The organism is Microcoleus sp. S13_C3 (genome assembly GCF_036700905.1).
Lineage (GTDB): Bacteria > Cyanobacteriota > Cyanobacteriia > Cyanobacteriales > Microcoleaceae > Microcoleus.
On sequence record NZ_JAUBPT010000020.1, the window covers coordinates 26195 to 50520 of the forward strand.

Annotated in this window: 26 protein-coding genes; 15 read left to right on the forward strand and 11 right to left on the reverse strand. The window is 45.6% G+C overall.

Going from position 1 to position 24326, the window contains the following annotated elements; genetic code table 11:
- The first annotated feature begins 3 nt into the window (after nucleotides 1-3).
- Nucleotides 4-420, forward strand: a complete 417-nt coding sequence (locus tag QUA16_RS08255; protein ID WP_333102699.1) for a secondary thiamine-phosphate synthase enzyme YjbQ — start codon at nucleotides 4-6, stop codon at nucleotides 418-420.
- Here QUA16_RS08255 and QUA16_RS08260 read toward each other — a convergent pair.
- Nucleotides 407-922: a heme-binding protein gene (locus tag QUA16_RS08260; protein ID WP_333102701.1), complete on the reverse strand. Its 516-nt coding sequence runs from the start codon at nucleotides 920-922 to the stop codon at nucleotides 407-409. The two genes, QUA16_RS08255 and QUA16_RS08260, sit on opposite strands and share 14 nt — an antisense overlap.
- Nucleotides 923-1343: 421 nt before the next feature.
- Between QUA16_RS08260 and QUA16_RS08265 the strand changes: the two genes are divergently transcribed.
- Together QUA16_RS08265 and QUA16_RS08270 are read left to right on the forward strand one after the other, a co-directional pair.
- Entirely contained in the window at nucleotides 1344-2549 is a 1206-nt protein-coding gene (locus QUA16_RS08265) for an EAL domain-containing response regulator (protein WP_333102702.1), read from the forward strand.
- Between the two features lie 53 nt (nucleotides 2550-2602).
- A complete protein-coding gene (locus QUA16_RS08270) occupies nucleotides 2603-3448 on the forward strand; it encodes a prohibitin family protein (protein WP_333102703.1) in 846 nt (281 codons plus the stop codon).
- Nucleotides 3449-3927: 479 nt separating this feature from the next.
- Here the strand turns inward: QUA16_RS08270 and QUA16_RS08275 are convergent, their stop codons facing one another.
- A complete protein-coding gene (locus QUA16_RS08275) occupies nucleotides 3928-4842 on the reverse strand; it encodes a LysR substrate-binding domain-containing protein (RefSeq protein ID WP_333102704.1) in 915 nt (304 codons plus the stop codon).
- Nucleotides 4843-5232: 390 nt separating this feature from the next.
- On the opposite strand from QUA16_RS08275, the gene QUA16_RS08280 reads away from it, so the two are divergent.
- The 9 genes from QUA16_RS08280 (at nucleotide 5233) to QUA16_RS08320 (ending at nucleotide 12739) form a co-directional block, all read left to right on the forward strand.
- Entirely contained in the window at nucleotides 5233-6735 is a 1503-nt protein-coding gene (locus QUA16_RS08280; RefSeq protein WP_333102705.1) for an APC family permease, read from the forward strand.
- Nucleotides 6736-6947: 212 nt separating this feature from the next.
- Entirely contained in the window at nucleotides 6948-7652 is a 705-nt protein-coding gene (locus QUA16_RS08285) for a cadmium resistance transporter (RefSeq protein WP_333102706.1), read from the forward strand.
- 20 nt (nucleotides 7653-7672) lie between these two features.
- Entirely contained in the window at nucleotides 7673-8326 is a 654-nt protein-coding gene (locus QUA16_RS08290; protein WP_333102707.1) for a cadmium resistance transporter, read from the forward strand.
- Between the two features lie 549 nt (nucleotides 8327-8875).
- Nucleotides 8876-9541 carry a hypothetical protein gene (locus QUA16_RS08295; protein ID WP_333102708.1) on the forward strand — a complete coding sequence of 222 codons (666 nt, stop codon included), beginning with the start codon at nucleotides 8876-8878 and terminating at the stop codon, nucleotides 9539-9541.
- Between the two features lie 146 nt (nucleotides 9542-9687).
- Complete coding sequence (locus QUA16_RS08300; protein ID WP_333102709.1) at nucleotides 9688-10110, forward strand: DUF202 domain-containing protein; 423 nt, start codon at nucleotides 9688-9690, stop codon at nucleotides 10108-10110.
- A 91-nt stretch (nucleotides 10111-10201) separates the two neighbouring features.
- Nucleotides 10202-10711, forward strand: coding sequence for a DUF202 domain-containing protein (locus tag QUA16_RS08305; RefSeq protein ID WP_333102710.1), 510 nt, complete (start codon nucleotides 10202-10204; stop codon nucleotides 10709-10711).
- Between the two features lie 19 nt (nucleotides 10712-10730).
- Nucleotides 10731-10967 (forward strand): hypothetical protein, encoded by a 237-nt coding sequence (locus tag QUA16_RS08310; protein ID WP_333102711.1) that lies wholly within the window; start codon nucleotides 10731-10733, stop codon nucleotides 10965-10967.
- A gap of 170 nt (nucleotides 10968-11137) precedes the next feature.
- Nucleotides 11138-11641, forward strand: a complete 504-nt coding sequence (locus QUA16_RS08315; protein ID WP_333102713.1) for a hypothetical protein — start codon at nucleotides 11138-11140, stop codon at nucleotides 11639-11641.
- A 303-nt stretch (nucleotides 11642-11944) separates the two neighbouring features.
- A complete protein-coding gene (locus QUA16_RS08320; RefSeq protein WP_333102714.1) occupies nucleotides 11945-12739 on the forward strand; it encodes a sulfite exporter TauE/SafE family protein in 795 nt (264 codons plus the stop codon).
- A 357-nt stretch (nucleotides 12740-13096) separates the two neighbouring features.
- Here QUA16_RS08320 and cysK read toward each other — a convergent pair whose 3' ends face one another.
- Both cysK and QUA16_RS08330 read right to left on the reverse strand, forming a co-directional pair.
- Nucleotides 13097-14077 carry a cysteine synthase A gene (gene cysK, locus QUA16_RS08325; protein WP_333102715.1) on the reverse strand — a complete coding sequence of 327 codons (981 nt, stop codon included), beginning with the start codon at nucleotides 14075-14077 and terminating at the stop codon, nucleotides 13097-13099.
- An 18-nt stretch (nucleotides 14078-14095) separates the two neighbouring features.
- Complete coding sequence (locus QUA16_RS08330; protein WP_333102717.1) at nucleotides 14096-14533, reverse strand: Rrf2 family transcriptional regulator; 438 nt, start codon at nucleotides 14531-14533, stop codon at nucleotides 14096-14098.
- A 110-nt stretch (nucleotides 14534-14643) separates the two neighbouring features.
- On the opposite strand from QUA16_RS08330, the gene QUA16_RS08335 reads away from it, so the two are divergent.
- On the forward strand, nucleotides 14644-14877 hold the full coding sequence (locus QUA16_RS08335; protein WP_333102718.1) for a hypothetical protein: 234 nt from the start codon (nucleotides 14644-14646) through the stop codon (nucleotides 14875-14877).
- 229 nt (nucleotides 14878-15106) lie between these two features.
- Here the strand turns inward: QUA16_RS08335 and QUA16_RS08340 are convergent, their stop codons facing one another.
- The 7 genes from QUA16_RS08340 to QUA16_RS08370 all read right to left on the reverse strand — a co-directional run bounded on the left by QUA16_RS08340 (nucleotide 15107) and on the right by QUA16_RS08370 (nucleotide 22378).
- Nucleotides 15107-15361 (reverse strand): hypothetical protein, encoded by a 255-nt coding sequence (locus QUA16_RS08340; protein ID WP_333102719.1) that lies wholly within the window; start codon nucleotides 15359-15361, stop codon nucleotides 15107-15109.
- Between the two features lie 121 nt (nucleotides 15362-15482).
- A complete protein-coding gene (locus tag QUA16_RS08345) occupies nucleotides 15483-16607 on the reverse strand; it encodes a sulfate ABC transporter substrate-binding protein (RefSeq protein WP_333102720.1) in 1125 nt (374 codons plus the stop codon).
- Nucleotides 16608-17149: 542 nt separating this feature from the next.
- The gene (locus tag QUA16_RS08350) at nucleotides 17150-17734 is read right to left on the reverse strand and encodes a Crp/Fnr family transcriptional regulator (protein WP_333102721.1); all 585 of its coding nucleotides are present in this window, start codon (nucleotides 17732-17734) and stop codon (nucleotides 17150-17152) included.
- Nucleotides 17735-17821: 87 nt separating this feature from the next.
- Nucleotides 17822-18553, reverse strand: coding sequence for a serine O-acetyltransferase (gene cysE / locus QUA16_RS08355; protein ID WP_445252150.1), 732 nt, complete (start codon nucleotides 18551-18553; stop codon nucleotides 17822-17824).
- Between the two features lie 156 nt (nucleotides 18554-18709).
- Nucleotides 18710-20653 (reverse strand): ATP-binding protein, encoded by a 1944-nt coding sequence (locus QUA16_RS08360; protein ID WP_333102723.1) that lies wholly within the window; start codon nucleotides 20651-20653, stop codon nucleotides 18710-18712.
- A 253-nt stretch (nucleotides 20654-20906) separates the two neighbouring features.
- Nucleotides 20907-21938, reverse strand: a complete 1032-nt coding sequence (locus QUA16_RS08365; RefSeq protein WP_333102724.1) for a sulfate/molybdate ABC transporter ATP-binding protein — start codon at nucleotides 21936-21938, stop codon at nucleotides 20907-20909.
- A gap of 77 nt (nucleotides 21939-22015) precedes the next feature.
- Nucleotides 22016-22378: a hypothetical protein gene (locus tag QUA16_RS08370; RefSeq protein ID WP_333181092.1), complete on the reverse strand. Its 363-nt coding sequence runs from the start codon at nucleotides 22376-22378 to the stop codon at nucleotides 22016-22018.
- Here QUA16_RS08370 and QUA16_RS08375 point away from each other — a divergent pair.
- Nucleotides 22357-22536: a hypothetical protein gene (locus tag QUA16_RS08375; RefSeq protein WP_333181094.1), complete on the forward strand. Its 180-nt coding sequence runs from the start codon at nucleotides 22357-22359 to the stop codon at nucleotides 22534-22536. The two genes, QUA16_RS08370 and QUA16_RS08375, sit on opposite strands and share 22 nt — an antisense overlap.
- A 77-nt stretch (nucleotides 22537-22613) precedes the next feature.
- Complete coding sequence (gltD, locus tag QUA16_RS08380; RefSeq protein WP_333102727.1) at nucleotides 22614-24098, forward strand: glutamate synthase small subunit; 1485 nt, start codon at nucleotides 22614-22616, stop codon at nucleotides 24096-24098.
- Nucleotides 24099-24326 lie beyond the last annotated feature (228 nt).

Sequence of the window (24326 nt, forward strand, 5' to 3'; positions counted from 1 at the left end):
CGAATGAATCACTATCAACAGATACTCAAGATTCAAACTACCGGGAAATCTCTGTCCAAAATCACTCCTAAGATAGAAGATGCGGTGGCGACTTCAGGTATTAAAACAGGACTTTGTAGCTTATTTTTGCGCCACACTTCTGCTAGTTTGGTGATTCAAGAAAATGCTGACCCGGATGTACTTAAGGATTTGGCTAACTTTTTAGCTAAACTGGTACCGGAGGACGATCGCTACATTCACGATGCGGAAGGCCCAGACGATATGCCGGCGCACATTCGCACTGCGCTGACTCATACTTCTGAACAAATCCCGATCGATCGCGGCAGATTGCTGTTAGGAACTTGGCAGGGAATTTACCTGTGGGAACACCGCCAGCGGGGTCACATTCGCGAATTAGTTGTTCACGTCAGCGGCACTTGATCGGAATTTGTACCTCGCTGATTTTAGTTGCTTCCGGCGTCATCGGGGAATTGTAAAAAAAGCGACGCGGCGGCCCGACTATTTCGTATTCAGGATGTTCTTGAAGCCAATCTTTGAGTTTCTGGAGGTTATTTTCGTAGCTTTCCCAAGTGTAGGCCCCGCGCACGCCGATGCTGACAACCGTCATCGGCGAAGTATCCGTGATTTCTACAGCGGAGTTAACGCTACTGGGGGCGATATTTGGTGCGGGATAGAGGAACGAAACTTCTGCTTGGGGAACCGCATCGATTTGCCCGGAAGTTTCCGTGTAGCGCGCTTCTACTGGTGTTGTCATCGCAATTTGGTTGTTGCTGATGTGTTGAAATAAGGGATTGAAGGCGATGCCAGTTGCTTGTCGCAAATCGCCCGCGTGGGTGTAGGTGACAGCGCGGTACTGAGGATATTGCTTAACTTCTATCACCCCAATCTGTGCGGGTTCAGGGAATCCAGTAGGTAATACCATTTGAGATTTAAAAGTTTAGATTTTACATTGAAGAAGGGGAAAAGACTGACTATGCAAGGGTTTGGAACTTGCTTGCAGTTGCATGGTTTTTGGCAACTGGTATAAATAGGCTGAGATTGTTTGCAGACAATCGTTCAGGCGGCACAATTAGTTTAGCAGTTATTTAAGGCGCTGCTAACTGTCGATCGCCTAGAATTAGTTGAGAGATTATCAATTAACCTCGTAATAATACGGACGGCACTGAGTAAGCACAGAAACATTAATCTAGTTGTGCTTGAAAAATTAGCGTTTTTCAGGTGTTTGCTATTTGTGTCGGAAAATATTCCGCTGTTTGGTCGATCGAGCTGTGCGTTCTCAGTTATTGGGACGCTTATCGCGTTCAGTAACGCCTATCAATTATACCGCTTTCAGGGAATGACGTATGAAAAAGATTCTAGTGATTGAGGACCAGCAAGTAATTCGGGAGAATATTCTCAAACTCCTCAAAGCTGAAGGTTTCGACGTGACGGGTGCAGAAAATGGAGCACAAGGTTTATATGCGGCGGTGTCAAATGTTCCCGACGTGATTATTTGCGACGTGATGATGCCAGAACTTGACGGGTATGGGGTGCTGATGGCCTTGCGATCTAATCCTGTTACTGCTACAGTACCTTTTGTTTTTCTCACGGGTAAAGCCGATCGCTGTGAAATGCGGCAAGGTATGGAATTGGGAGCAGATGATTACCTGACTAAACCTTTTACTAAAGCTGAACTTGTGGGCGCGATATCGAGCCGCTTGAAAAAACAAGAAGCTTTCGCCGAACAGTACAATACTTTGCGATCGCAAAGCAGCGAATTGATCCAAGATGCCACCGACAAATTAGAGCGGATAAAAATAAGTTTGCGCGACGCACTGGAACGAGAAGAATTCCAAGTTTACTATCAGCCGCAAGTCAATGTCCACACTGGTAAGATTATGAGCGCAGAAGCTTTAGTGCGCTGGGTACATCCAGAAAAAGGGCTGATTTCGCCCGCAGAATTTATTCCGGCTGCCGAAGAAACTGGCTTCATTGTACAGTTAGGGGAGTGGGTTTTGCAGACAGCTTGCAAGCAAATACAAGTTTGGCAAAAGGCTGGTTTTTCGGGGCTGCGGGTAGCGGTGAATCTGTCGCCACGCCAATTTCACCAACCGGATCTCAGCAGCAGAGTTGCCCAAATTTTAGCAGAGACTGGTTTGCAAGCGAGCAGTTTGGAATTAGAGCTGACCGAAAGTTTGATGGTAGAAGATGCCGAAAGTGCGATCGCTACTTTGCAACTATTGAAAAATTTGGGAGTTTCTATATCTATTGATGATTTCGGAACTGGGTATTCTTCTTTAAGCTATCTGACGCAATACCCCTTCGATACTTTAAAAATAGACCGCTGTTTTATCAGCAATATCACCGATGGTTGCACCAATGCAGCAATTGTGAAAGCTATTATTGAAATGGCGCACAGTCTCTGTCTTGAGGTAATTGCCGAAGGAGTTGAAACAGAAGCCGAAAAAGATTTTCTCTGGCGCTATAAGTGCGATATAATGCAAGGATATTTGTTCAGTCCTCCTTTGGCGGCAGCGGATTTTGAACAGTTGTTGGTGGCAGGGAAATAGAAGATTTGCTAAATAAATATTAGTCATTGAATTAAGCGCGATCGGGGTGGAATATGGTTTTAGAATCCAGCAGTAACGTTGACTCACTCAAATCCAGCACTAAAAACAATAAGGATTTTTACCGAGCTGTTCAACTAGCTATAGTAATAGTATTTTTAGCTATTTTGTCCAAATTCTTTGTCATAGTCAACGCTGGAGAACGGGGCGTGCTGATGCAGTTTGGTAAAGTGCAAGAACAGGTACTCGGAGAAGGAATTCACGTAATAGTCCCCACAGTTTATACTGTAAAAAAGTTGAGCGTCAGGGTGCAAAAACAGGAAAGTTCCGCTGAAGCTTCCTCAAAAGATTTGCAAGATGTTTTCACGGATGTAGCGCTCAACTGGCATATTATTCCAGAAGAAGCAAATGCTATTTTTCAACAAATAGGTGACGAAAAGGAAGTCGTGGCTCGCATTATCGATCCGGCGGTTGAAGAAGTATTAAAAGCAGTTATGGCCAAATACACGGCTGAAGAAATTATTACTAAACGGGGAGAAGTTAAAGCCGCAGTTGATGATTCTTTGACCTTGAGGCTGGTTACATATCACATTGCAGTAGACGATATTTCTTTAGTACACGTTCACTTTTCTGAGCGGTTTAGCGAGGCGGTGGAGGCGAAACAAATTGCCGAACAGGAGGCAAAAAGAGGGGAGTTTTTAGCGCTGAAGGCAGTAAAACAGGCTGAGGCTAAGGTGAATTTAGCCAAGGGAGAAGCCGAAGTGCAAAGGTTGCTGCGGGACAATTTGACTCCCGAACTTTTGGAAAGGCAGGCTATAGAAAAATGGGATGGGAAATTGCCGCTGATTGTTGGTGATGGGGGTAAAAATTTATTGGACTTGAGGAAATTGGTTGAGAGATAACAGCCCTGGAGGCATCAGCCCAAAGAAACCGGGTTTTTTACCTAATCTGTAACCTACAACGAAGGATTTTCGGAAAAAAACCCGGTTTCTGACCGAAAGCATCCAGGATACCCGCCACGTGATTCATCCGTCCATAAATAAAAAACCTGTATCCGATGAAACTTGCCCCCCGAATTTATCCGTGGGGTCAATCCTTCAATCTCAAATCTCAAATCTCAAATCTAAAATCGATTGACTATCTGTGCACAATTCCAGTACAAAAATACAGGGAATTTAGCTTTTTATGTCGGTAAAAAACCCGGTTTCTTGAGTATTCGTGCGTAACTCCTGAATTACCAATTATATCATGTCCGGTCGATTACCCTGATTATTGTAGGGGCGGGTTCACCAATAATATTTGCCCCTAACGGACAATCTCACAAACCCGCCCCGGCTTATGTATTATGGGCGATAGATCAGACATGATATTACCCAGCACCTTAAGTTAATATCTGTTCAAAAGCTTTAGCAATTCCCGTTTGAAAGCGCTGTCGGTGTTTCAGTTTCAAAACAGGTTTAATTATTTCAAAAGATACATTTGAACTCGGTTCGATAGCTGAAATTTTAATCGCTCGCAGTGTAGATAGCTGCAATTCTTTTTTTACCATCAATTCAGGAATAGCCGCTGCACCTGTGCCACTTTCCACCACTGCTTTTACCATTTCACTGCTGTTCAAAACTAAAGTTACATTCAATTCATGGGGATTAATGCCCCAACTTTGCAAAGCTTGTTCCAACATTTGCTGAACTCCAGAACCAGCTTCTCGCATCACCCAATCCGTTTTCGCAATTTCCGCTAAACTCACCTCTGCACGTTCAAACCAAGGGTGAGATTTGCCAACTACAATCAGCAAGCGTTCGCTGCCTACAACTTCTTCCTCCAGAGTGCTCTTAAGTGAAGCTTTAATATCTCCCGTCACTAAACCCAAATCAAATGTGCCCGTCGCCGTCCCCGCACAAATTTCTTCGGCATTTGCCAGAGTACAATTCACGCAAATACCAGGATATTTTTGTTTGAACTTGCTAAGTTTATCAGGCAACCAATAATTGCCAATGGTCAGACTGCAACCCAATTTTAAATCGCCTCGCTGCAAGTCGTTCAACTCCCGCAAACCTCTCTCTGTCAAAGCAACTTGGTCTAGAATTTTCTGCGTTTCAACTTGCAGCAACTTCCCAGCATCTGTGATTTCGATGCGGCGGCCGATGCGGTGAAATAGTTTTACTCCGTATTGCGCCTCTAAGCTTTGGATTGCCGCGCTGACAGCGGGTTGGGTGATGTAAAGTTCTTCCGCTGCGCGGCTGAAGTGCAGGTGTTCCGCGACAGCTAGAAAAACTCGCAGTTGGTCAAGCGTCATTCCGGCCATGCTGAGTACCCTTTTACTAAATACAGACAGTTCTTTTTTGAAATAAAAATCTTTGGCGGCTAAACTTTGACCTGAACTTTTCGAGTCTCTGGTACAGACTGGAATTCCCCGAAAGCACGGTTGCCAGCCGCTATTTAAATTTTCCTTTTAACATAAAGGGTTTGGGCTGGTGGCGACAGATAGGTGTCGTCTTCCAACAGTTCTTTGGCCGTGGCACTGCATCACTTGTATTTATTAATTCGATAACAAACAACATTTGATTCTACCTGTCAAGAGCCTTAAGGTGATACTTAAGCTTCTAACGCAGGGCCCGATGCTGAAGCAGCACCGACAAGTTTAAGCCGATCGCCAAAAGTCGATCGGCAACAAGAGAGAAGATAAATGACTAAGAAAACGCCAAAAAATCACAGTCCCCACGGCTTAAAGCCGGACTGCCTCTCGTTTGGGGAGGTTTTAGCTCAATCCTTTGCTGTCATTGCACCTACAACTATACCCGCATCTAATCTAGGGTTAATTGTCGCTCTTTCGGGTAACGGGGCTTGGCTGAGCTTTCTCATCGGCTTGATGGGCCTAGTATTTGTCAGCATCAATATCAACCAATTTGCGAGTCGATCGGCTTCTGCTGGTTCTCTTTATTCTTATATTGTTAAAGGACTTGGCCCGACGGCAGGCGTAATTTGCGGCTGGAGTTTGGTACTGGCTTATCTATTTACTGCGATGTCCGTTTTGTGTGGTTTTGCCAACTTTACGGGTACTTTCATCGGTCATTTAGGCATCCATCCCTCGCCGATTACGCTGTTAGCGATCGGGGCGGGCGTTGCTTGGTATGCAGGTTATAAAGATATCCAACTCTCAGCTATGGCGATGCTGTGGCTGGAGGGGGCATCAGTGGCAGCGATTTTTATCTTGGGAATCATCATCTGGGCGCACAAAGGTTTTGCCCTGGATATGTCCCAATTAACTTTGGAAGGCGTAACCCCCGGCAATATAGCGACGGGACTTGTATTAGTAATGTTTGGTTTCTCTGGTTTTGAAAGCGCTACATCTCTGGGCGACGAAGCGAAAAAACCCTTAAAAAATATCCCCAGGGCTGTCATGGGCAGTGCTGTCATGGCAGGCTTATTCTTCATTTTGATGACCTATATTGAGGTTTTGGGTTTTAGCGGTACTGGAGTTTCTATTACTAATAGTGAAGAACCTCTGACTTTTCTGGCGCAACAAGTGGGCATGGGTTGGCTGGGAGAGTTAGTGGCTTTCGGCGCTTTATTTAGCTTTTTTGCTTGCGTGCTCGGCAGCATCAATCCAGCCGCGAGAGTGTTTTTTATGATGGCGCGCCACGGTTTGTTTCACTCTTCATTAGGTGTAGCGCATTCGTCTAATAGAACTCCCCACGTTGCAGTAACGATGTGTACATTTATGACATTTTTGGTGCCTGCTGTGATGTCTATGTTTAACATCAAACTGTTCGATTGTATGGGTTATTTGGGGGCAATTTGCAGCTACGGATTTTTAACCGTGTACGTCTTAATTTCGATCGCCGCACCGATGTACCTGCACAAAATTGGTAAATTGCGCGTGCGGGATGTAGCGTTTTCGGCTGTGGCGATCGCATTTATGATGATTCCGATTGCGGGCAGCGTGGGCATTCCCGGCAGCACTATGTTCCCACCTCCAGAAGCTCCTTACAATGCCTTTCCTTACTTGTTCTTGATGTACTTGGTGGCTACTTGCGGATGGTTTTTCTGGCAACGGCTGCGTTCTCCTGGACTGGCGGGATCGATGCAGCAGGGTATTGACGCAATTCATGCCAAGTTCGAGGAAGAAAATGCAATTTATGGTGGTGTTCGATTGAAAGCCGTTCCCTTTGACAGCGAGCGTTTTTGATTAACAGTTACCAGTTCACAGTCAAAACTAATAGTTTTTAGCAACTGGGTTTTTGCTGAGATATTGCAGCCTTGTCAATAAGCATTTCAAGGACGTTGCTCTGATCAACAGCCCACAATAAAATTTGATTTTTGTGGAACGGGCATCTTGCCCGTTCCTAAGATACAATCCCAGCAAGTACAACCAAATAAAAAATCGGAGGAGACAGAGAAATGAATGAATTACTAACAGCAATTTCTACGGGAATGACAGCTTTTACGGCTACGAATCTAGACGATATTCTGATTCTGCTGCTGTTTTTTTCGCAGGTGAATGCAGTATTTCGGCGCAGGCATATCGTCTTCGGTCAGTTTCTGGGCTTTACTGCACTGGTTTTTGTTAGCCTTCCCGGCTTTTTTGGCCGCTTAATCTTTCCGCCAGATTGGATCGGAATGCTGGGTTTGCTGCCAATTGCGATCGGGCTTAGCCGCTTGCTGAATCCAGAAACTGACGATTCGGAAGTTGAGGCAGAATTAGAGCAATCTGAGAAATCTTTTTTTAGCAGTTTTCTGTCTCCTCAAACTTACAGCGTAGCAGCGGTGACGGTGGCCAATGGCGGCGACAATATCGGGATATATGTGCCGCTTTTTGCTAGCAATACTTTAGAAAGTTTGGCGGTGATTCTCGGCGTATTCTTCGCGATGGTGGGCGTTTGGTGCTACGCTGCTTATCGGTTAATTCAGATGCGGGCGATCGCAGATACTCTGACTCGCTACGGCAATCAGCTTGTGCCTTTTGTTTTAATCGGATTGGGAATGGCGATTCTGGTTAAAAGCGGCACTCTGGCAAGCCCAACTTTAAGTATAATATCTTTAGTGGGTTGCGGTTTCTGTTTGATAACGATGAGCAGAAGTAACGCCAGCGAAACTGAAGTTTAGAAAAATTGCAGGGACAGCACATGAATTGGATTGCAGCAGCGATTATTGCCGGTATTACATCTTTTGCCGCAACCAATATCGACGATATGGTGATTTCGATGCTGTTCTTCGCCCAGGTAAATGATACTTTTCGCCCCCGGCATATCTTTGTCGGTAAGTACCTCGGATTTGCAGCACTCATCGCTGCTAGTTTGCCCGGTTTTTTTGGTGGGTTAATTGTGCCGAAAGCTTGGATTGGTTTGCTGGGTTTGGTTCCGATCGCGATCGGCATCAGTCACTTAGTCAAGAGAGAAAATGAGGAAAATGACGTACAAGCAGTATCGGGCGAATTTAACCGTCAATCTAACTCATCTGCTGTGTCAAAATTAGCAAATCTTTTCAATCCCCAAACTTTGAATGTGGCTGCGGTAACAGTAGCGAATGGGGGTGACAACATCGGTATTTACTTGCCGCTGTTTGCTAGCAGCGATTTGCCGAGCTTGGTGGTGATTTTGGCGGTTTTCTCGGTGATGGTAGGTGTTTGGTCTTATGTCGCTTACCGGTTAACTCGCCAAAGGGCGATCGCCCATATTTTGACTCGCTATACCAAGGCTGCTGTCCCTTTTGTCTTGATTGGTTTGGGAATATTCATCCTGATTGAAAGTGGTAGTTATCGGGTGATCCCGCCATTTTAATCTAACTAATAATCGACCAATGTTTCGCTACTTTCATCCCTCTATAGGTAGATAATTTGCCATAAATTTTAAGTCCGAACTCATCACTTTTCCCTTAACAATTGTTTGCTTAAGAAGGGCGGGAAATTGCTTGAAATTTATCAACAAATATGCTAAGTTAATAATGAAGTGAGTGACCAAGCTAAAACCAGCTTCAAACTAATTTAGCCTCAAGTAGTCACGAAACTTGAAACCATCTTTTGAGCTAGCCAATTGCCAGACTTAGGCAACAATATACCTCTTGTCTCAAGAAATCCTGTAGTGGTGAATCAAACCGAGCTAAAAAATTGAGGATTAATCCCTAAACGCTCGCCCGCTCGCTTCGCCACTACCCCACGCCGAGCGACTTTGACAATAGGTATAATGCTAAAAAAAACAGATTTTTCGCTTCGGCAAAATTGGGTTTTTCAGGCAAACCAGTTAAAGAGATATCGTTTTTGCCTAAGTCCTAAAATAGCAAGCAAACAGAAAGTGGGAAAAAACCTGACAATCGAGAAAAGGAGAAAAATTGTGAAAATCTTCAAATTTGTTTTAGTGCTCTTGGTAATGACCGCCAATTTAGTATTCGTTCCCCCATCCTGGGCCGACGCTCCAAAAACGCCGAAATATGCGAGCAATCCCGACTACATAGAGGTGACTCAATCTCTGAACACTCTCAAGGCAGCGAAAGACGCACCCGATACCGCCCAGAATTATACCCCTGAGCAACTTCAGCAAAAAATCTCTCAATTGGAGTTTCAAAAATACACTTTAGAAACGGGAAAACCTTGGGGTCAGTGCCGCAACGAGACAGGAAAAACCCTGGCTGTCTACGGCCCGAAAGGCAAAAAAGCCGCTTCTTCTACTTACGAGAATGCCCTTTATTTTCTAGCTGACGGCCAAACCACTGAACATAAATGGGATTGCGATGGAATTTATCTACCCAGCGATATCAAAGCAACTGATTTAAGAACGACAGATCAACCTTCAGAAGAATTGACGGGGGGTCTAGCTGTTAAGATAGTTGACGGAACTCAAGTTGTAGCCAGAGCTAATCCCGATACGGGGGCTGTAGAATTCAACGTTCCTACTGCTAAGGTTTTCCAGCCTGGGGATGCGAATTGGTTTGTTCCTGATGTGACTCAGGCTTACATAGATACGCAAGTTCCCAACGCACCAACGGAGGAAAATGATTAGTTTTGGTGAAGTGGTAATGCGATCGGCTGTTTAAAGCCCGTTGCAACGCAAAATCCCGCCGGGTATTTATACCCGGCGGATAATCGTCCCAGCGCAAATATATCGGTTGACCTTCTCATTTCCAGTAAAAATTAAAAGGTTTATCTATGCTATTAAATTGGAAATCCACAAAAGTAAATACAGAAAAGATTAAGCGACTTAATCCGTCGCGGGTGCGGGATCACTTGGCAAACGAGCGCACTTATTTAGCATGGATGCGGACAGCAATATCGCTGATGGGTTTTGGCGTAGTTATCGTGCGCCTTCGCACCTTTCATCCCCCTCTACTCCCAACTCCCGGCAATGGCTGGAAGTTGGGTTTGCTTTTTTCAGCAGTGGGTTTGCTGACGGTGTTATTCTCAACTAAGCACTACTTTGGTGTCCGTCAGGATATCGATTACGATACTTATGAACCTACGGATCGCTGGGTAATTCTTTTTAGCCTCGCGATCGCCATCCTAGGGGCTGGGGTAATTTATTATATGTTCACCGTTCCTTCTAGCTCATTTGGTTTGATGGCACCTGAATAATGGTGGCGGTTTAATATGAAGATTAAAGAGTTCGATCGCGTGCAATTATCGTTCCAACTGAGATGTTGCACCATTGTCAAGAACAGGCAAGATGCCTGTTCCACAAAAAGTGCATTTTCTTGTGGGGAGTAGGGGGTTGGGCATCCTGCCCGCCCAAAAAAGGCTTATCGAGAATGGTGCAAGATGTGAGCTCCCACCGATGCAAGTAGATGATGAGAAACCAAACCAGCACAATCTGTCGCGGGCGATCGATCGATCGGCAAATGAGCGCACCTTCTTAGCCTGGATGCGGGCCGCGATCGCCCTCATGGCTTTTGGCGTCGTCATCATCCGACTTCGCGTGGTGCAAATGCCCGTACATTACCGTCAGGCGATGGGGTGGAAGTTGGGTTTAATTTTCTCTCTAATAGGTTGGGTGACAGTCTTAATCTCAACTAAGCATTACTTCACCGTTCGCCACCAAATTGACCACGATACCTACAATCCCCCAGACGGCATGGTTTTATTTTTCAGTTTTGCTGTGGGCTTATTGGGGATTGGAGTAATTTATTCAATTTTGGCAACCGCCCTGAGCCCAAGTAGTTTTGTAATACCCGATTGATTGTCAACAGGAGTTAATCATGAATAGCGATATAGTTGCCACGATCGCTTCCATTCTCATCTTAGGTGCTGCTATCTGGGCCGCATTCGTAGTGCTGGAGACTGTCGCGAAAATAGTCCCTAAATTGCTGGGCGTGACAGTCGCGATCGGGCTTTTACTCGTTTACCTGCAATTTTACTGGGGCATCGACACTGCATATCTTTGGCAAACTGTCAAGCATTTGCCGGAAACTTTCAATTTGTCGATCGGCGCTTAAATTATCACCAGCCAGCATTCTCAACAACCTCTCTCGGATAGATATTTTAGTACCGCAAACAAAGTATATTTAGCCGATTCCACAAAATACGGTAACTTGATTGACTTACTAGACATAACTGATTTAGGCTGTTAAACTACGGTAAGTCGATCGAGTAATGAGCTATTAACGTGGAAAACGCTAAAAAAGTCATTGAAGAGTACCAGCTTGCAGGACAACTAAGCCAACAGTTGCCACAAGCTAAGGGCTTTAACGAAGTCTGGTTTAAAAAAATCCGAGGCGGGTTGCTTCTGGCAATTGGATATTTGCTATCACCGCTGTGTTGGTGGAACGACATATTTTTCAATCTGCCAATTGCCTACGCCTTTGGGTATATCTTCAGTTGGCTTTCCCCAGATTTACTGTTTCCTTGCACAATTGTCGGCTACTGGCTTTCCAATATTGTGGGAATTCTGTTGATGCAGCTAGGAACTTTAGATGTTTTTACAGACAAACCCAAGGAAAAAAACCTCAAAAAAGAGTTATTGACGGGTGTAGTTTCCTCAACCGCCTTCACTGTTGTCATTGTGGCATTGATTTATTTTAATGTTCTCGATACTCCCGATTTCTTTTCCGGCCAGCAGCCGGTTAACCTCAGCTCTGCTTTACCTGTGACGCTCGTCACTTCAAGGTAAAAAGCAGAATATAAACCCCATAAATGAATCGAGGGTTTTTCATCAGTTACACAGGTACATTTAAGAAAATCAGGGAGCTTTTACACTACAATTTTTGTAGTATTGTTTATTTGCATTTACTTAATTTTACCAAGAACATTGTTGCTGAAAACGCGATCCTTCTAAAGCGTTGAAGAGACATTTTTTTGGTAAAAATCTTGAAATGCAAGTGATATTTAGCCTGTGTAGCTGTGTTGTTATAGCCACCCAAGTTATCTATTTGTTGGTTGGCAGCGCTTAAATACACAGTTTTTGGGCATAACAGTGAACTACTTATTACTATCGTTTCTCAGCTTTTTTGTTGGCATTATCGTTGGTTTGACCGGAGTTGGCGGAGCGTCGCTCATCACCCCAATGTTAATTTTTGTTTTCCAAATTCCAGCATCAATTGCTATTAGTTCGGATGTCGTAGCTGCCACACTGATGAAAGTTGTTGGCGGCTTCAAACACTGGCAGCAAAAGACCCTCGACTTGCAAATAGTTAAGTGGCTGGCTTTGGGCAGCGTGCCCGGTTCGCTGACTGGCGTGTGGATTTTACACTGCATCAAATCCAGCGGAAGTCAGGACTTAGACAGCATATTGCTGCGCTGTCTCGGAGTAGCGATCGCACTAATTGTCGCTTTATCGCTGACCCAATTAGTGGTCAAAACATTTTTCCCTAATTTTAAATTGCCTTCGCCCCCTAAATGGGACTTAAATACTAATTATGGCCGTATTTGTACTGTGAGTGCGGCAGCAATTTTAGGCTGCATAGTGGGAATCACTAGCGTGTCTTCCGGTTCGATGTTTGCACTGTTGCTGATTGCTTTTTTCCGCCTGGATACTTCTAAATTGGTGGGTACAGATATTTCGCAGGCGGCAATTTTGTTGATGTTTACATCTCTGGGACACCTCAGCCTCGGAACAGTAGACTGGGGTTTAGTATTGCCGATTTGGTTGGGTTCGGTGCCGGGAGTTTTGGTAGGTGCTAAATTATGCCAAATTATGCCTCAGCGCCCGCTAAAGTTTGTTATTTACGGAATGTTGGCGATGGCTAGTTGGAAGTTGTATCAAGTCTGATAGGTAGGGTAATGTCAGGAGTATTGCTGTCAACAAATATGCGCTTTCTCTGCATTCTGGCAGGGGTTTAAACCCCTGGTTCAAAGCTGAAGTCCTCGCTATGAGGACTATTAATATCGTGTCCGATCGATTGACCGCGATTAAATGCCGGGGCGGGTTTACAGATTTTCCCGTTTCTATTCCATATCTGGGCGAACCCGCCCCTACAGGAATCATGGTTAATTGACCGGACATGATATAACTCATTAGTCCTAATAGCGAGGACTTTCGCTTTGAGCCAGGGAATTAATTCCCTGGCGGTCTTTCGGGTTAAGCTGATATCAATGCCGCAGGAGGGGCGATCGCCCAACCTACAATTTAATACTTGCTGACTAATGCTTCGAGTTCGCTGACAGTCGGTAATTCTAAATCTTTGAACAAGGCTGTACTGAGGTAGCGTTCGCCATAAGAAGGCTGCACAAAAACTATCAATTTTCCTGCATTTTCGGGACGCTTGCCGACTTCAATTGCAGCAAACAAAGCAGCGCCTGCTGAGATTCCTGACAATAATCCTTCTTCTCTGGCTAGTCGGCGGCTGTAGGCGATCGCATCTGCGTCGCTAACTGCAATCACCTCATCAATTAACTCTGGTTTCAACACTTCTGGGATGAATCCTGCGCCAATCCCTTGAATTTTGTGAGCTCCAGATTTGCCTCCAGAAAGCACGGGGCTGCTGGCTGGTTCAACTGCGATCGCCCTAAAACTCGGTTTCCGCTGTTTAATTACCTCAGCAACTCCCGTAATCGTACCGCCGGTGCCAACTCCAGCAACTAAAAAATCTACTTTACCCTCTGTATCTTCCCAAATTTCCTCGGCCGTGGTTTCCCGGTGAATTTTCGGATTAGCGGGGTTGCGAAACTGTTGCAGCAGGAAAGCATCGGGGGTTTCTTCTGCAATTTCTTCCGCACGGGCGATCGCGCTTAACATCCCTTCATGTCCCGGAGTTAATTCCAACTGAGCTCCGTAAGCTTTTAACATCGATCGGCGTTCCGTGCTCATCGTATCCGGCATAGTTAAAATCAGACTGTAGCCTTTCGCCGCCGCGATCATTGCCAAAGCTATTCCAGTATTGCCTGAAGTCGGTTCAACTAAAATAGTTTTTCCCGGTTGAATTAACCCCGCATCTTCTGCCGCCTGAATCATGCTCGCCGCAATCCGATCTTTCACCGAAGCAGCCGGATTCATCCCTTCCAATTTTGCCACAATTCGAGCAACTACTCCTTCGGCTTGGGGAATTTTATTGAGCTGAACTAAAGGAGTTCTGCCAATTATTCCTGTAACATCCTTAGCAATTCTCATGGCTTAATTTCTCTCCCTTTAAATGTAGTACATGGGATGTGCTTGTTTGCGAACATCCCGCTGTTCGCACAAATCTTGTAATGTATATTTCCCCAAAACAGCCCAAGATGCCTGTTGAGCTTCCTGCCAAATTTCTAGCACCGCAGTTTTTTCTATTGTTACAGATTCCGAAACTTTTTGGGTTTGGCCGCTGCCGGATCCTTCGAGTGTCGAAAACACCTCTAGCAAAGTAATCTGCCAAGGCTCTTTCGCCAGCAAATAACCGCCTTTAGCGCCCCGCAAACTCTGGACAATACTTGCACGCCGCAGCACGGCAAGAATTTGGTCTAGATAGCGTTCCGGTATCTCACCAGAAGCAGTAAGTTCGCTTACTGTTAGGGGCGAATCCTTCGGGTAGTGGCTCGCCAGTTCCAAGAGCGCTAACAGGGCATATTGTACTCTAGAAGATAGTTCCACATTCCCCACTGGCGATCGAGTTTAAATTGTACATTATATCATAGTACACAATTCCGGTAGGTGTACAGGTGTTAGTATATTTTTATTACAAAAACGGTTGGAGAAATCCCGTGAGCAACGTAAATGTAGGTTTAAGCTGTCGGCACTGTCGGTATTACGAGCAGCACGGGCACAGGGGCGGAAACTGCCTGATGCTCGGCGTGGGGGTACAGGGTGGGTGGAAAGCTTGCCCCTTCTTGGTTCCGCCCTTTGCACCGTCTTGGGAATACCCAGAAGCGGGTAGATCCCGAAAGTCTCAAATGTTGCAGGGAGCGAGTATTTTAGAGGCAATACCGCCCCCTTAAAGTAAGGGCTAAGGGATGAGAATTAAATAAAATCCACTTTTCATGACTGTTGTGGGATGGGCGTCCCGCCCGTCCTTTCTGGGCGGGCGGGACGCCCATCCCACAAGAAAAAAGGGAAATTATTTAATTGACGATCCTAAGTAGGTAAGCGGATATACAGCGTATTCCAGGTTTATGGAGTACACCCTAGAAACCTGGTTTCTTGACAGTTCTCGCCTCTGGTATTGATTCAGTTCACGAAACCCGGTTTCTCGCCCTCTACATCTACAGAGAATATGCTGTATGCTGTGTCATCGTTAAGTTTATCCATACTGAGATATTGCACCATTGTCCGCAACAGGCTTTCCGGCCTGTTCCACAAAAGATAAATTTTCTTGTGGAACAGGCCGCAAAGCCTGTTCATAAAAGGCTGATTGAGAATGGTGCAAAATATGAGTTCATACTCACCTACTTGGCGACAGTCAACAGGTGCGAGATATCGCATCTGTTGGCACTGAGAAGAAAGAAATCAAGAGAAAGAAAAAAGCAAGTGCGATTGTGGCACTTGCTTTTAAACTTATTGAGGATTCGAGGATTAAATTTAATTAACGCAATTTCGCTCCAGATTATCTCCGGCCCAGAGCATTCTCAATTTGATCGAATATCGCATTGTCAGCGAAGAATTTCTGTTGCACCGCATTCCAACCGCCTACATCGCCCACAGTAAACAGTTTGCCAATTTTGGGAAACTTACTGCTAAATTCTCCGGCTACCGTCGAGTTAACAGGCCTAAAACCCGCTTTAGCAAATTCTCGCTGAGCTTCAGGCGTGTAAAGATATTTCACAAAAGCCTCTGCCACCTTAGTAGTTCCGTGTTTGGCGGCGTATTTATCAACTACAGCCACGGGGTTGTCAATGGAAATATTCACTTGGGGGATGATGAAAGGTTCAGCTTCGCCCTTCGTTTTCGCCAAGAGAATTTCGTTTTCGTAGTTGATCAGTACATCGCCTTGGTTTTGTTTGTAGAAGGTATCAGATGCTTCGCGGGCATCTTTGGGAAGCACTGGCACGTTTTTGTAAACCTGGCTGACAAAGGTGCGGGCTGCTTGTTCGTTTCCTCCGTTTCGAGTTATGGAACCCCACAAAGCTAAGAAGTTCCAGCGCGCTACACCAGAGGTTTTGGGATTAGCAGTAATTACTTTGATACCCGGTTTGGCTAAATCAGCCCAGCCTTGGATTTTTTTGGGATTTCCGGCCCGCATTACTAATGCTGCAACTGATTTGCTAACAATTCCGCTATTGGGTACTTCTCGTTCCCAACCCTGTTTAATTAGACCGGCTTCTTGGATGCGATCGGTATCATAAGCTAAGGCTAAGTGTACGACATCGGCTTCCAAACCGCTAATCACAGCACGGGTTTGGGAACCTGAACCGCCGTAGCTTTGGCTGATAGTGACATTCTGATTGTTTTCTCGTTTCCACTTCGCTACAAAGCCGGGAACAATCTTTTCGTAGGCGGACTTGGTAACAGAAAAAGAAACTAAGGTGAGTTCGACATCTTTTGGTTTTGGCTGGCTGATTGCAGGCTGAGGAATTAACCAGCTCAAGCCTAAACCTACTGCAAAAAAGAAAGTAAAAACTTTAAACAGCGACGATTTCAGGAACTTTGCTGACTTCAGAGAAAAAGCTGCCGAACCAGTCTTTTTTTTCGAGAACCCAAAAATTCTACTTTTTACACGTTCATACCACATTAACGAGAGTTCCTTTTGTTGTTTGATTTTCGGGTGAATTGAGCGCAAAACTTAACGTAATGCGCTGGCAAGCAGTGCAAATGCAATCCGATTATATTTGCCAGGAACATCTATAACATTTCGCTATGGCACTAATTTGGGCCAATGGTAACAATGACACTATTGAGAGAGTTTTTGCCCAGTTGTTGGGCATCGCACTCAAGGAGCGATCGCCAACTCTCTCTACTTAATTTAACAGACTACACGATTAAATACTTAATGTCTATAGGTGAACAGTAGTTTTTTGTTTGCTTAATTCTGGAGTCGGAGGAGCGATCGCAATTTAACTCCCGTAACACTACCCACTTCATCAGCAGCAATCGACAGCCCACCGTGCCAACTGATGGGCAATGCCGCTAAAAAAAGCGTTGAGATTGCAGCCAACACCTAGCAGCGAGCCATAGCCAATCCAAAATATCTCACAAACTCCATAGAAGTTTTTGTGAAAGATTATACAATATTGGGGTTGAACAGCTTAACAGTTAACTGTTAATATCGTTTTTTTATATTTCGTAGTGCCACACCTCAGAAGGTTGTAGAATAATCCGGTGGAGTGGCAGACGATCGATCAAGCCTTGCTGCTCAAAATGACCGAGGGTGCGAGTGACAGTTACGCGACTTGTACCGATGATTTCTGCAATGTCCTGATGCGTTAAAATCATATCGATTAGATGTCCTTGCTCTACCTCAGAACCAAACCTCTTAGCCAGCCAAGTTAATAGTTGATATAGCATAAAATCAACTCTTTTGTAACCTCGCATTACCATAAAATCTTCAGCCTGCTGAATGTGAGTGAGCAAAATATCTCTATTTAGCCAGCGCTCGCCCGATAGTAAAATTGCCTCGACTTTAGTGAGGCATTCAATTTGAAAAGGATCGCATTTTGATATCGGTTTGCCGATCGTATCACCAGGCCCCCACAATCCCAAGGTGATAATTGTGCCATCTTCAAGCCACGTTACAGTTCGCACTACTCCAGTTTCAATTCGCCACAGAGCATTGCTTCTGTTGGGCAAGTGCGAGCGACGAGGAAATATATGTCTGCTCGTTTCATCAAAAGTTTTAGTGGAAAGAGAAGCAATAGTCATAGCCAGTTACTGAAAGAATAAAAGTTAGTTTGTCCAATGAGAGCAGGATTGTGTGGCTGGCAAAAATCTATATAAATTAAAGCTTTACTAGATTCCTGCACCGTCTAAAAACTGTGTAATGAATAAATCCGAAGACAGGAATAATTCATGTTTTTCTGCCCCTTTTTGCTCTAATTGAGTTGTTTTGAGCGGAGATAAGTGAGATTTTAAAAAAGCGACCTGCTCTTCTAAATCCTTAATTCTATCGAACAAAGCTCGAATCGCTTGAGCTTCCAAATCCGGTAGACCTTGAGAATTTAGAGCATCTTCCACCTGCGTTTTCCGAGAGATAATGCGGCCGGGAATTCCCACAACTGTGCAATCGCTAGGGACATCCCGCAGCACTACCGAACCCGCACCAATCCGAACATTATTGCCAATTTGAATATTGCCTAAAACTTTAGCACCGGCTCCTACCACGACATTTTCTCCCAGGGTTGGATGCCGTTTTCCTATTTCTTTACCCGTGCCGCCAATGGTGGCTCCTTGATAAATTACAGCATAATCTCCAACGATCGCAGTTTCGCCAATTACCACCCCCATGCCGTGGTCGATAAACACGCCCCTACCCATTTTCGCACCTGGGTGGATCTCAATACCTGTTAAAAACCGACTCAGTTGGGAAATCAAGCGCGGTACAAACGGCAGGCCAACGGAATAAAGCCAGTTTGCTATCCGGTGCAAAAAAATTGCTTGCAGTCCGGGATAGCAAAATAATACTTCCAGCCAGTTGCGCGCTGCGGGGTCGCGTTCGTAAATAATTTGCAAGTCACTGAACATATTTAGTCTCGCCGTGTTTGGGTTATACAGTATCGGCAGTGCCCACGATTTAAGCTGCATAAAGCAGTATTGGTTTTGGGATTATTACATATAATACTATAATCCGACCGAATTACAGTAGTTAATGGGAAAAAAATTTTCCTTCCCCAGCCCTTTCTAAGCTGCCTCCGATATTTTCCGCGAAACAAACGGTACAGCTTGTCTGACTTCTTGCCGCAGCGGAATCTCGATCGAGAATTCCGTCCCCAATCCCGGTGTCGAATCGCAGCGCAGCGCACCCTTGTGCTTTTCTACGACAATTTTATAGCTGATTGACAGTCCCAATCCTGTCCCTTTTCCCACAGGTTTAGTCGTAAAGAACGGGTCAAACAGCCGTTTTTTGACATTTTCTGCCATACCGGGGCCGTTGTCAGATATCCGCACAATTATTTTATCGGGGATCGAATATTCTGTGGTTATGGCGATCGCGATCGGATTGGCTTTCGCTGCTTCGGGCCCGCGATCGAGGTTGTAACTCTCCAGGGCGTCGATCGCATTAGCTAGAATATTCATAAACACCTGATTTAATTGTCCGGCATAGCACTCTACTAAAGGTAAATGGCTGTAATTTTTAACAATCTCAATCGCCGGGCGATCGTCTGTAGCTTTCAGGCGACTTTGCAGAATTAGCAGAGTGCTGTCAATGCCTTCATGGATGTTGACAGGTTTCATTTCGCTTTCGTCTAAGCGAGAGAAATTCCGCAAAGATTGGACTATTTGAACAATGCGCTCTGCTCCTATTTTCATCGAAGACAGCAGTTGCGGCAAATCTTTGCTGAGAAAGTCAAAGTCAATATTGTCTAAATACTCGGAAATTTCCGAGGGAGGGTGTAAATATTGTTTTTGGTAGATTTTTACCAACTCCAACAAATCGCTAGTATATGCCGTGGCGTGGTGGATATTGCCGTAAATAAAATTAATAGGATTGTTAACTTCGTGGGCGACACCAGCAACTAATAAACCCAAACTAGACATTTTTTCCTGCTGAATTAGTTGAGCTTGAGTTTGTTGCAACTCTTGCAAAGTTTGCTCTAACTGTTGAGATTTAGCCCTGCGTTCGGCTGCGATTTTTTCAATTTTTTCGGTATAATTTAACAAGCTCATCAAATAAATTGTCGCCACTAAAGTTAAGAGTGTCCCTAATATTAATACAGTCAAAGAACGCCAAAATTTTAGAGGATTAATGTACTCTGGGGTTAGCCGTAATTGCAGCAACCACCTGCGATTTTCAATATTGAGAATGCGGGTGCAACTGCTGCCGTCTGGGCAGTAAGCTCTTTCCCCAATTTGGATTTTATTTTTAATGTTTTCATCGGTAATTATCCTTTTTGTCTTGGCTTCATAAAAGGCAAGAAACCTTTCTGCTTCAGGAGCCATAGCATCTTGAAGATAAACGTTGACAAAGTTGAGGTTAGTTTCCTGTAAAGCCGATTTTACAATAGCATCAACCAGCAAAACGCCAAAAGTAAAACCTTTCAAATTTTCTCGCGATCGAGCAGGTAAATTTGGCTGTAATTCTGCGCCATCGTCAGCAGAATTTTGAGTAAAAATTGGCATAAAGACGAAGACGATGGGTTGATTTTGCGAAGACATTTTTTGGCGATCTGTCGCGGTAATTTCTTGTCTTTTTGTGGCGTTTTCTAACGCTACCCGATTGGCAGTTAAATCTAAACCTAAATCTATTTCCTCTGTCAGGAATTGCGGAGAGTCAGAAACACTGGGCAGCCAAGCGATCGCCTTTAGGCTCGGATGGCGGTAGAGGGCAGGCCCAACAAATGTCTTCATTTCTGGTTTTTTAACGCCGTCAAATACGCTGTAAAATGCTCCCGCAGCCCGAATTATTTCTAAATTGCCGCTAACATCTCTCTGAATGTCTGTAGCTATTTTGTCCAGTCGGTCTTGAAGTTCGGCTTGCATGGATTTGTATTCCCAATTGTACGCAACTGAAGAGGCGATCGCCGACAGTCCCAATCCTGCACAAAGTGTTAATCCTGCCTGGATGTAACGGCGATAACTAAGTAAAGTGCTAGTTGCTAAATTCAAGAATTTGTTAGCAGTCATATTCTTCACCTATCTTGTTTCTAGTTCTCCGTCCCAGGCTCTGCCTGAGATTTCTCGTTTTTCTCGTTTTCTGGTTCTCAGGCTCTGCCCATTTTCTCGTTCCCAGGCTCTGCCTGGGAATGAATTTCAGGAGGCTCTGCCTCCGATTTAGAGCCACGAGACAGCATTACCAGGCACGAGCCTGGTAACGATGTGGCAGCAGTGTTTTGTAGAAGCTCCCCAATAGTATTTTGAGTAAGATGCAGCCGCTGATTTAAATTGAATAAGCAGGGAAAGTCATCGCGTGTTTGGGCTTGACGTAAACTTGCTGATCTCGCTTTAACTGTAGAGAATCGAAGCGCTCGCGACTCACGTAAGCTGTTACTACCTGCTCGGATTCTAACACTAACTCGGTTTGTATTTCCCGCCCTAAATGAATGATGCGACTGACTTTTGCTAATGAAAAACCCGACTCCGGCTTAGTTTTAATTTCCACGTCGTGGGGGCGCAAAAACACTACGTCCGAATGAGCTGCTCCATTATTCCGAGCCGTTGTGGCGTTGCTGGCGAACAAACCTGCAGCATTCGACAGCACATTGACCGGCCCAATAAAACTCATCACAAAAGCTGATGCCGGTTTGTCATAAATTTCAGCAGGAGTGCCAACTTGTTCGACTCTACCTTTGTTCATCACCACAATTTCATCGGCTACTTCCATAGCTTCTTCTTGGTCGTGAGTCACAAAAACTGTGGTGATGTTAACTTCTTTGTGAAGGTTGTGCAGCCACGATCGCAATTCTTTGCGGACTTTAGCATCTAATGCTCCAAAAGGTTCGTCTAGCAGTAGCACTTTTGGTTGAACTGCTAGAGCTCTCGCCAAAGCCACCCGCTGTCGCTGGCCGCCGGAAAGTTGCGAAGGATAGCGATCGCCCAAACCTGTCAACTGCACTAAATCCAAAAGTTCATCAACCCGCTTGCTAATAGAGTTTTTAGGAACTTTGCGAATTTCCATCGCAAAAGCAATATTTTTCCTAATACTCATGTGTTTGAATAAAGCGTAGTGCTGAAACACAAAACCGATATGCCGTTCCTGCACCGACTGCTGAGTAGCATCCTCGCCGATCAAGTAAATATGACCGCTGTCTGGCGGTTCGAGTCCCGCAATCATCCTCAGCAGAGTCGATTTCCCCGAACCGGAAGGCCCCAACAGCGCGACTAGAGAGCCGTTGTTTATTTTCAAACTCACGTTGTCAATGGCGTGGAAGGAGCCGAAGTGTTTCGATACGTTCTCAATTGTAATGCTCATGACTTTGTGTACCTATTTTAGGAGTTGACGGTATTAACTCCATATATCTGACCGATTTACAGTAGTATATCCTGAAATTAATATTTGGCAAGGCCTGTAACTTTTTGTATTGTATTTCGAGCCCTCCTGATGGGAACGGCGCTTGAAAGTTGACGCTGGCGGGCCGTCCGAGTTAAGCCGCGAGGGTTTCCCGATGTGGGATTATCGGTAAATGCGATCGTCGGAGAATAAGCCATGCGGAAATTACGTAGAAACCGGGTTTGATGGACGGGGAGCATCTCATATTTGTAAAAATACTTCTTCTGGCTCCTTCCTTCTGGCTCCTTCCTTCTGCCTCTTTCCTTCTGCCTCCTGCCTCCTGCCTCCTGCCTCAAAACTCCAATTTCTAGCGGAGGGCTGCAAAGGTGAGATGCTCCCGATGGACGAAAATACTGCATCATCACCTTTAAAACCTTTAATCTCCGTAAAAAACCCGGTTTCTTTGCTGTCGATGTATCTATATTTTACCGCAGCCAACAATTCCCCGACTCCCGGCGATATTAAAGATTTCATGTACAAATTGCTCAATCTGAGGTGCGATCGCCCACAATTTATATGACAATAGTTAGTTCATAAGCATACAGGCTTCAGCTTTGACAAACTACCAGAATAGTAAATTCTAACCAGAACACCACTATGGGAAAACCAACAGGCTTTATCGAATTCTTGCGCGAACTGCCCTCCGAACTCTCACCAGTCGAGAGAGTCCACAACTGGGACGAATTTCACCTACCGATGGAGGAGGACAAACTCCGCACCCAAGGCGCGCGCTGCATGGATTGCGGCATTCCGTTTTGCCACACGGGCACAATTATCAGCGGCATGGCAAGCGGCTGCCCGATTAACAACCTCATCCCCGAATGGAACGACCTAGTATATCGCGGACTGTGGAAAGAAGCCCTAGACAGACTCCACAAAACGAACAACTTCCCGGAATTCACCGGCCGCGTCTGTCCCGCCCCCTGCGAAGGCGCTTGCGTGCTCGGCATCAACAACCCGCCGGTGACTATTAAAAACATCGAAGCCGCAATTATCGACAAAGGCTGGGATGAAGGCTGGGTTACTGCCGAACCACCCGCCAAACGCACCGGCAAAAAAATCGCCGTCATCGGTTCCGGGCCCGCCGGTTTGTCCGCCGCCGCGCAACTAAATAAAGCCGGTCATTGGGTAACAGTATACGAAAGAGCCGATCGACCCGGCGGCCTGCTAATGTATGGCATCCCCAACATGAAGCTAGACAAAGAACAAGTCGTAATGCGCCGCCTGAAAGTCCTCGAAGACGAAGGCGTGACATTCGTCTGCAACACCGAAGTCGGCAAAGACTTACCAGCAGAACAACTGCTAAAAGAATACGACTCCGTTGTGCTCTGTACCGGCGCCACCAAACCCCGCGACTTGGGCATCCCCGGCCGGGAATTAAAAGGCATCCACTTCGCAATGGACTTTTTAACTGCGAACACCAAAGCAGTTTTAGACAAGAGCACCAACGATAACTTCATCTCCGCCGAAGGCAAAGATATCGTGATCATCGGCGGTGGCGACACCGGTACCGACTGCGTGGGCACCTCCATCCGCCACGGCTGCAAAAGCCTGGTACAGCTAGAAATCCTGCCCAAACCGCCCTCGGAACGGGCGACCAACAATCCCTGGCCGGAATGGCCAAAAGTCTACCGTCTCGACTACGGCCAAGAAGAAGCCGCAGCAAAATTCGGCGACGACCCCCGCGGCTATCTCACCACGGCGACGAAGTTCGAGGGCGACGAAAACGGCAATGTCAAAGCTGTGCACACCGTTGAGGTGGAGTGGGCTAAAAACGAGAAAGGGCAGTTCATTCCGAACCACATCCCCGGCACCGAAAAAGTGTTGCCCGCACAGCTTGTGTTGCTAGCGATGGGCTTCCTCGGCCCGGAACAGCCCTTGCTGGATGACTTGGGATTGGAACGGGACGCCCGCAGCAACGTGAAAGCCGAGCACGAAAAATATACAACCAGCATTCCGGGAGTTTTCGCGGCTGGTGACTGTCGCCGGGGACAAAGTTTGGTGGTTTGGGCGATTAATGAAGGGCGCGGCGTGGCCCGGGAGTGCGACCTTTATCTGATGGGGAGCACTGATTTGCCTTAGTTGGTAGGTGTGAGTCGATCGAGATTGTTTGATTTCCGATAATTTATTAGGCCCGTAAGGGCGGGTTCGCCAAGATTTTGATTTAAAAACCAAAAATATTGTAAACCCGCCCTTTGTACCTTGAAAGAGGTAGATTGCGATTTACCTTTGGGTGGGGGCGGGTTTACGAGATTATGGATTTTAGGCAATTATTATTGGTGAAACCCGCCCCTACAAATCTCTCGATTT

Bases quoted from the DNA above. Each gene is read 5' to 3' on its own strand.
- QUA16_RS08345 (WP_333102720.1), bottom strand. From the start codon at position 16,607: ATGTGGTATGAACGTGTAAAAAGTAGAATTTTTGGGTTCTCGAAAAAA.
- QUA16_RS08260 (WP_333102701.1), bottom strand. From the start codon at position 922: ATGGTATTACCTACTGGATTCCCTGAACCCGCACAGATTGGGGTGATA.
- QUA16_RS08305 (WP_333102710.1), top strand. From the start codon at position 10,202: ATGCCTGTTCCACAAAAAGTGCATTTTCTTGTGGGGAGTAGGGGGTTG.
- QUA16_RS08290 (WP_333102707.1), top strand. From the start codon at position 7,673: ATGAATTGGATTGCAGCAGCGATTATTGCCGGTATTACATCTTTTGCC.
- QUA16_RS08275 (WP_333102704.1), bottom strand. From the start codon at position 4,842: ATGACGCTTGACCAACTGCGAGTTTTTCTAGCTGTCGCGGAACACCTG.
- cysE (WP_445252150.1), bottom strand. From the start codon at position 18,553: ATGTTCAGTGACTTGCAAATTATTTACGAACGCGACCCCGCAGCGCGC.
- QUA16_RS08365 (WP_333102724.1), bottom strand. From the start codon at position 21,938: ATGAGCATTACAATTGAGAACGTATCGAAACACTTCGGCTCCTTCCAC.
- QUA16_RS08255 (WP_333102699.1), top strand. From the start codon at position 4: ATGAATCACTATCAACAGATACTCAAGATTCAAACTACCGGGAAATCT.
- QUA16_RS08285 (WP_333102706.1), top strand. From the start codon at position 6,948: ATGAATGAATTACTAACAGCAATTTCTACGGGAATGACAGCTTTTACG.
- QUA16_RS08270 (WP_333102703.1), top strand. From the start codon at position 2,603: ATGGTTTTAGAATCCAGCAGTAACGTTGACTCACTCAAATCCAGCACT.
- QUA16_RS08265 (WP_333102702.1), top strand. From the start codon at position 1,344: ATGAAAAAGATTCTAGTGATTGAGGACCAGCAAGTAATTCGGGAGAAT.
- QUA16_RS08350 (WP_333102721.1), bottom strand. From the start codon at position 17,734: ATGACTATTGCTTCTCTTTCCACTAAAACTTTTGATGAAACGAGCAGA.
- cysK (WP_333102715.1), bottom strand. From the start codon at position 14,077: ATGAGAATTGCTAAGGATGTTACAGGAATAATTGGCAGAACTCCTTTA.
- QUA16_RS08370 (WP_333181092.1), bottom strand. From the start codon at position 22,378: ATGATGCAGTATTTTCGTCCATCGGGAGCATCTCACCTTTGCAGCCCT.
- QUA16_RS08360 (WP_333102723.1), bottom strand. From the start codon at position 20,653: ATGACTGCTAACAAATTCTTGAATTTAGCAACTAGCACTTTACTTAGT.
- QUA16_RS08300 (WP_333102709.1), top strand. From the start codon at position 9,688: ATGCTATTAAATTGGAAATCCACAAAAGTAAATACAGAAAAGATTAAG.
- QUA16_RS08310 (WP_333102711.1), top strand. From the start codon at position 10,731: ATGAATAGCGATATAGTTGCCACGATCGCTTCCATTCTCATCTTAGGT.
- QUA16_RS08280 (WP_333102705.1), top strand. From the start codon at position 5,233: ATGACTAAGAAAACGCCAAAAAATCACAGTCCCCACGGCTTAAAGCCG.
- QUA16_RS08375 (WP_333181094.1), top strand. From the start codon at position 22,357: ATGGACGAAAATACTGCATCATCACCTTTAAAACCTTTAATCTCCGTA.
- QUA16_RS08340 (WP_333102719.1), bottom strand. From the start codon at position 15,361: ATGCGATATCTCGCACCTGTTGACTGTCGCCAAGTAGGTGAGTATGAA.
- gltD (WP_333102727.1), top strand. From the start codon at position 22,614: ATGGGAAAACCAACAGGCTTTATCGAATTCTTGCGCGAACTGCCCTCC.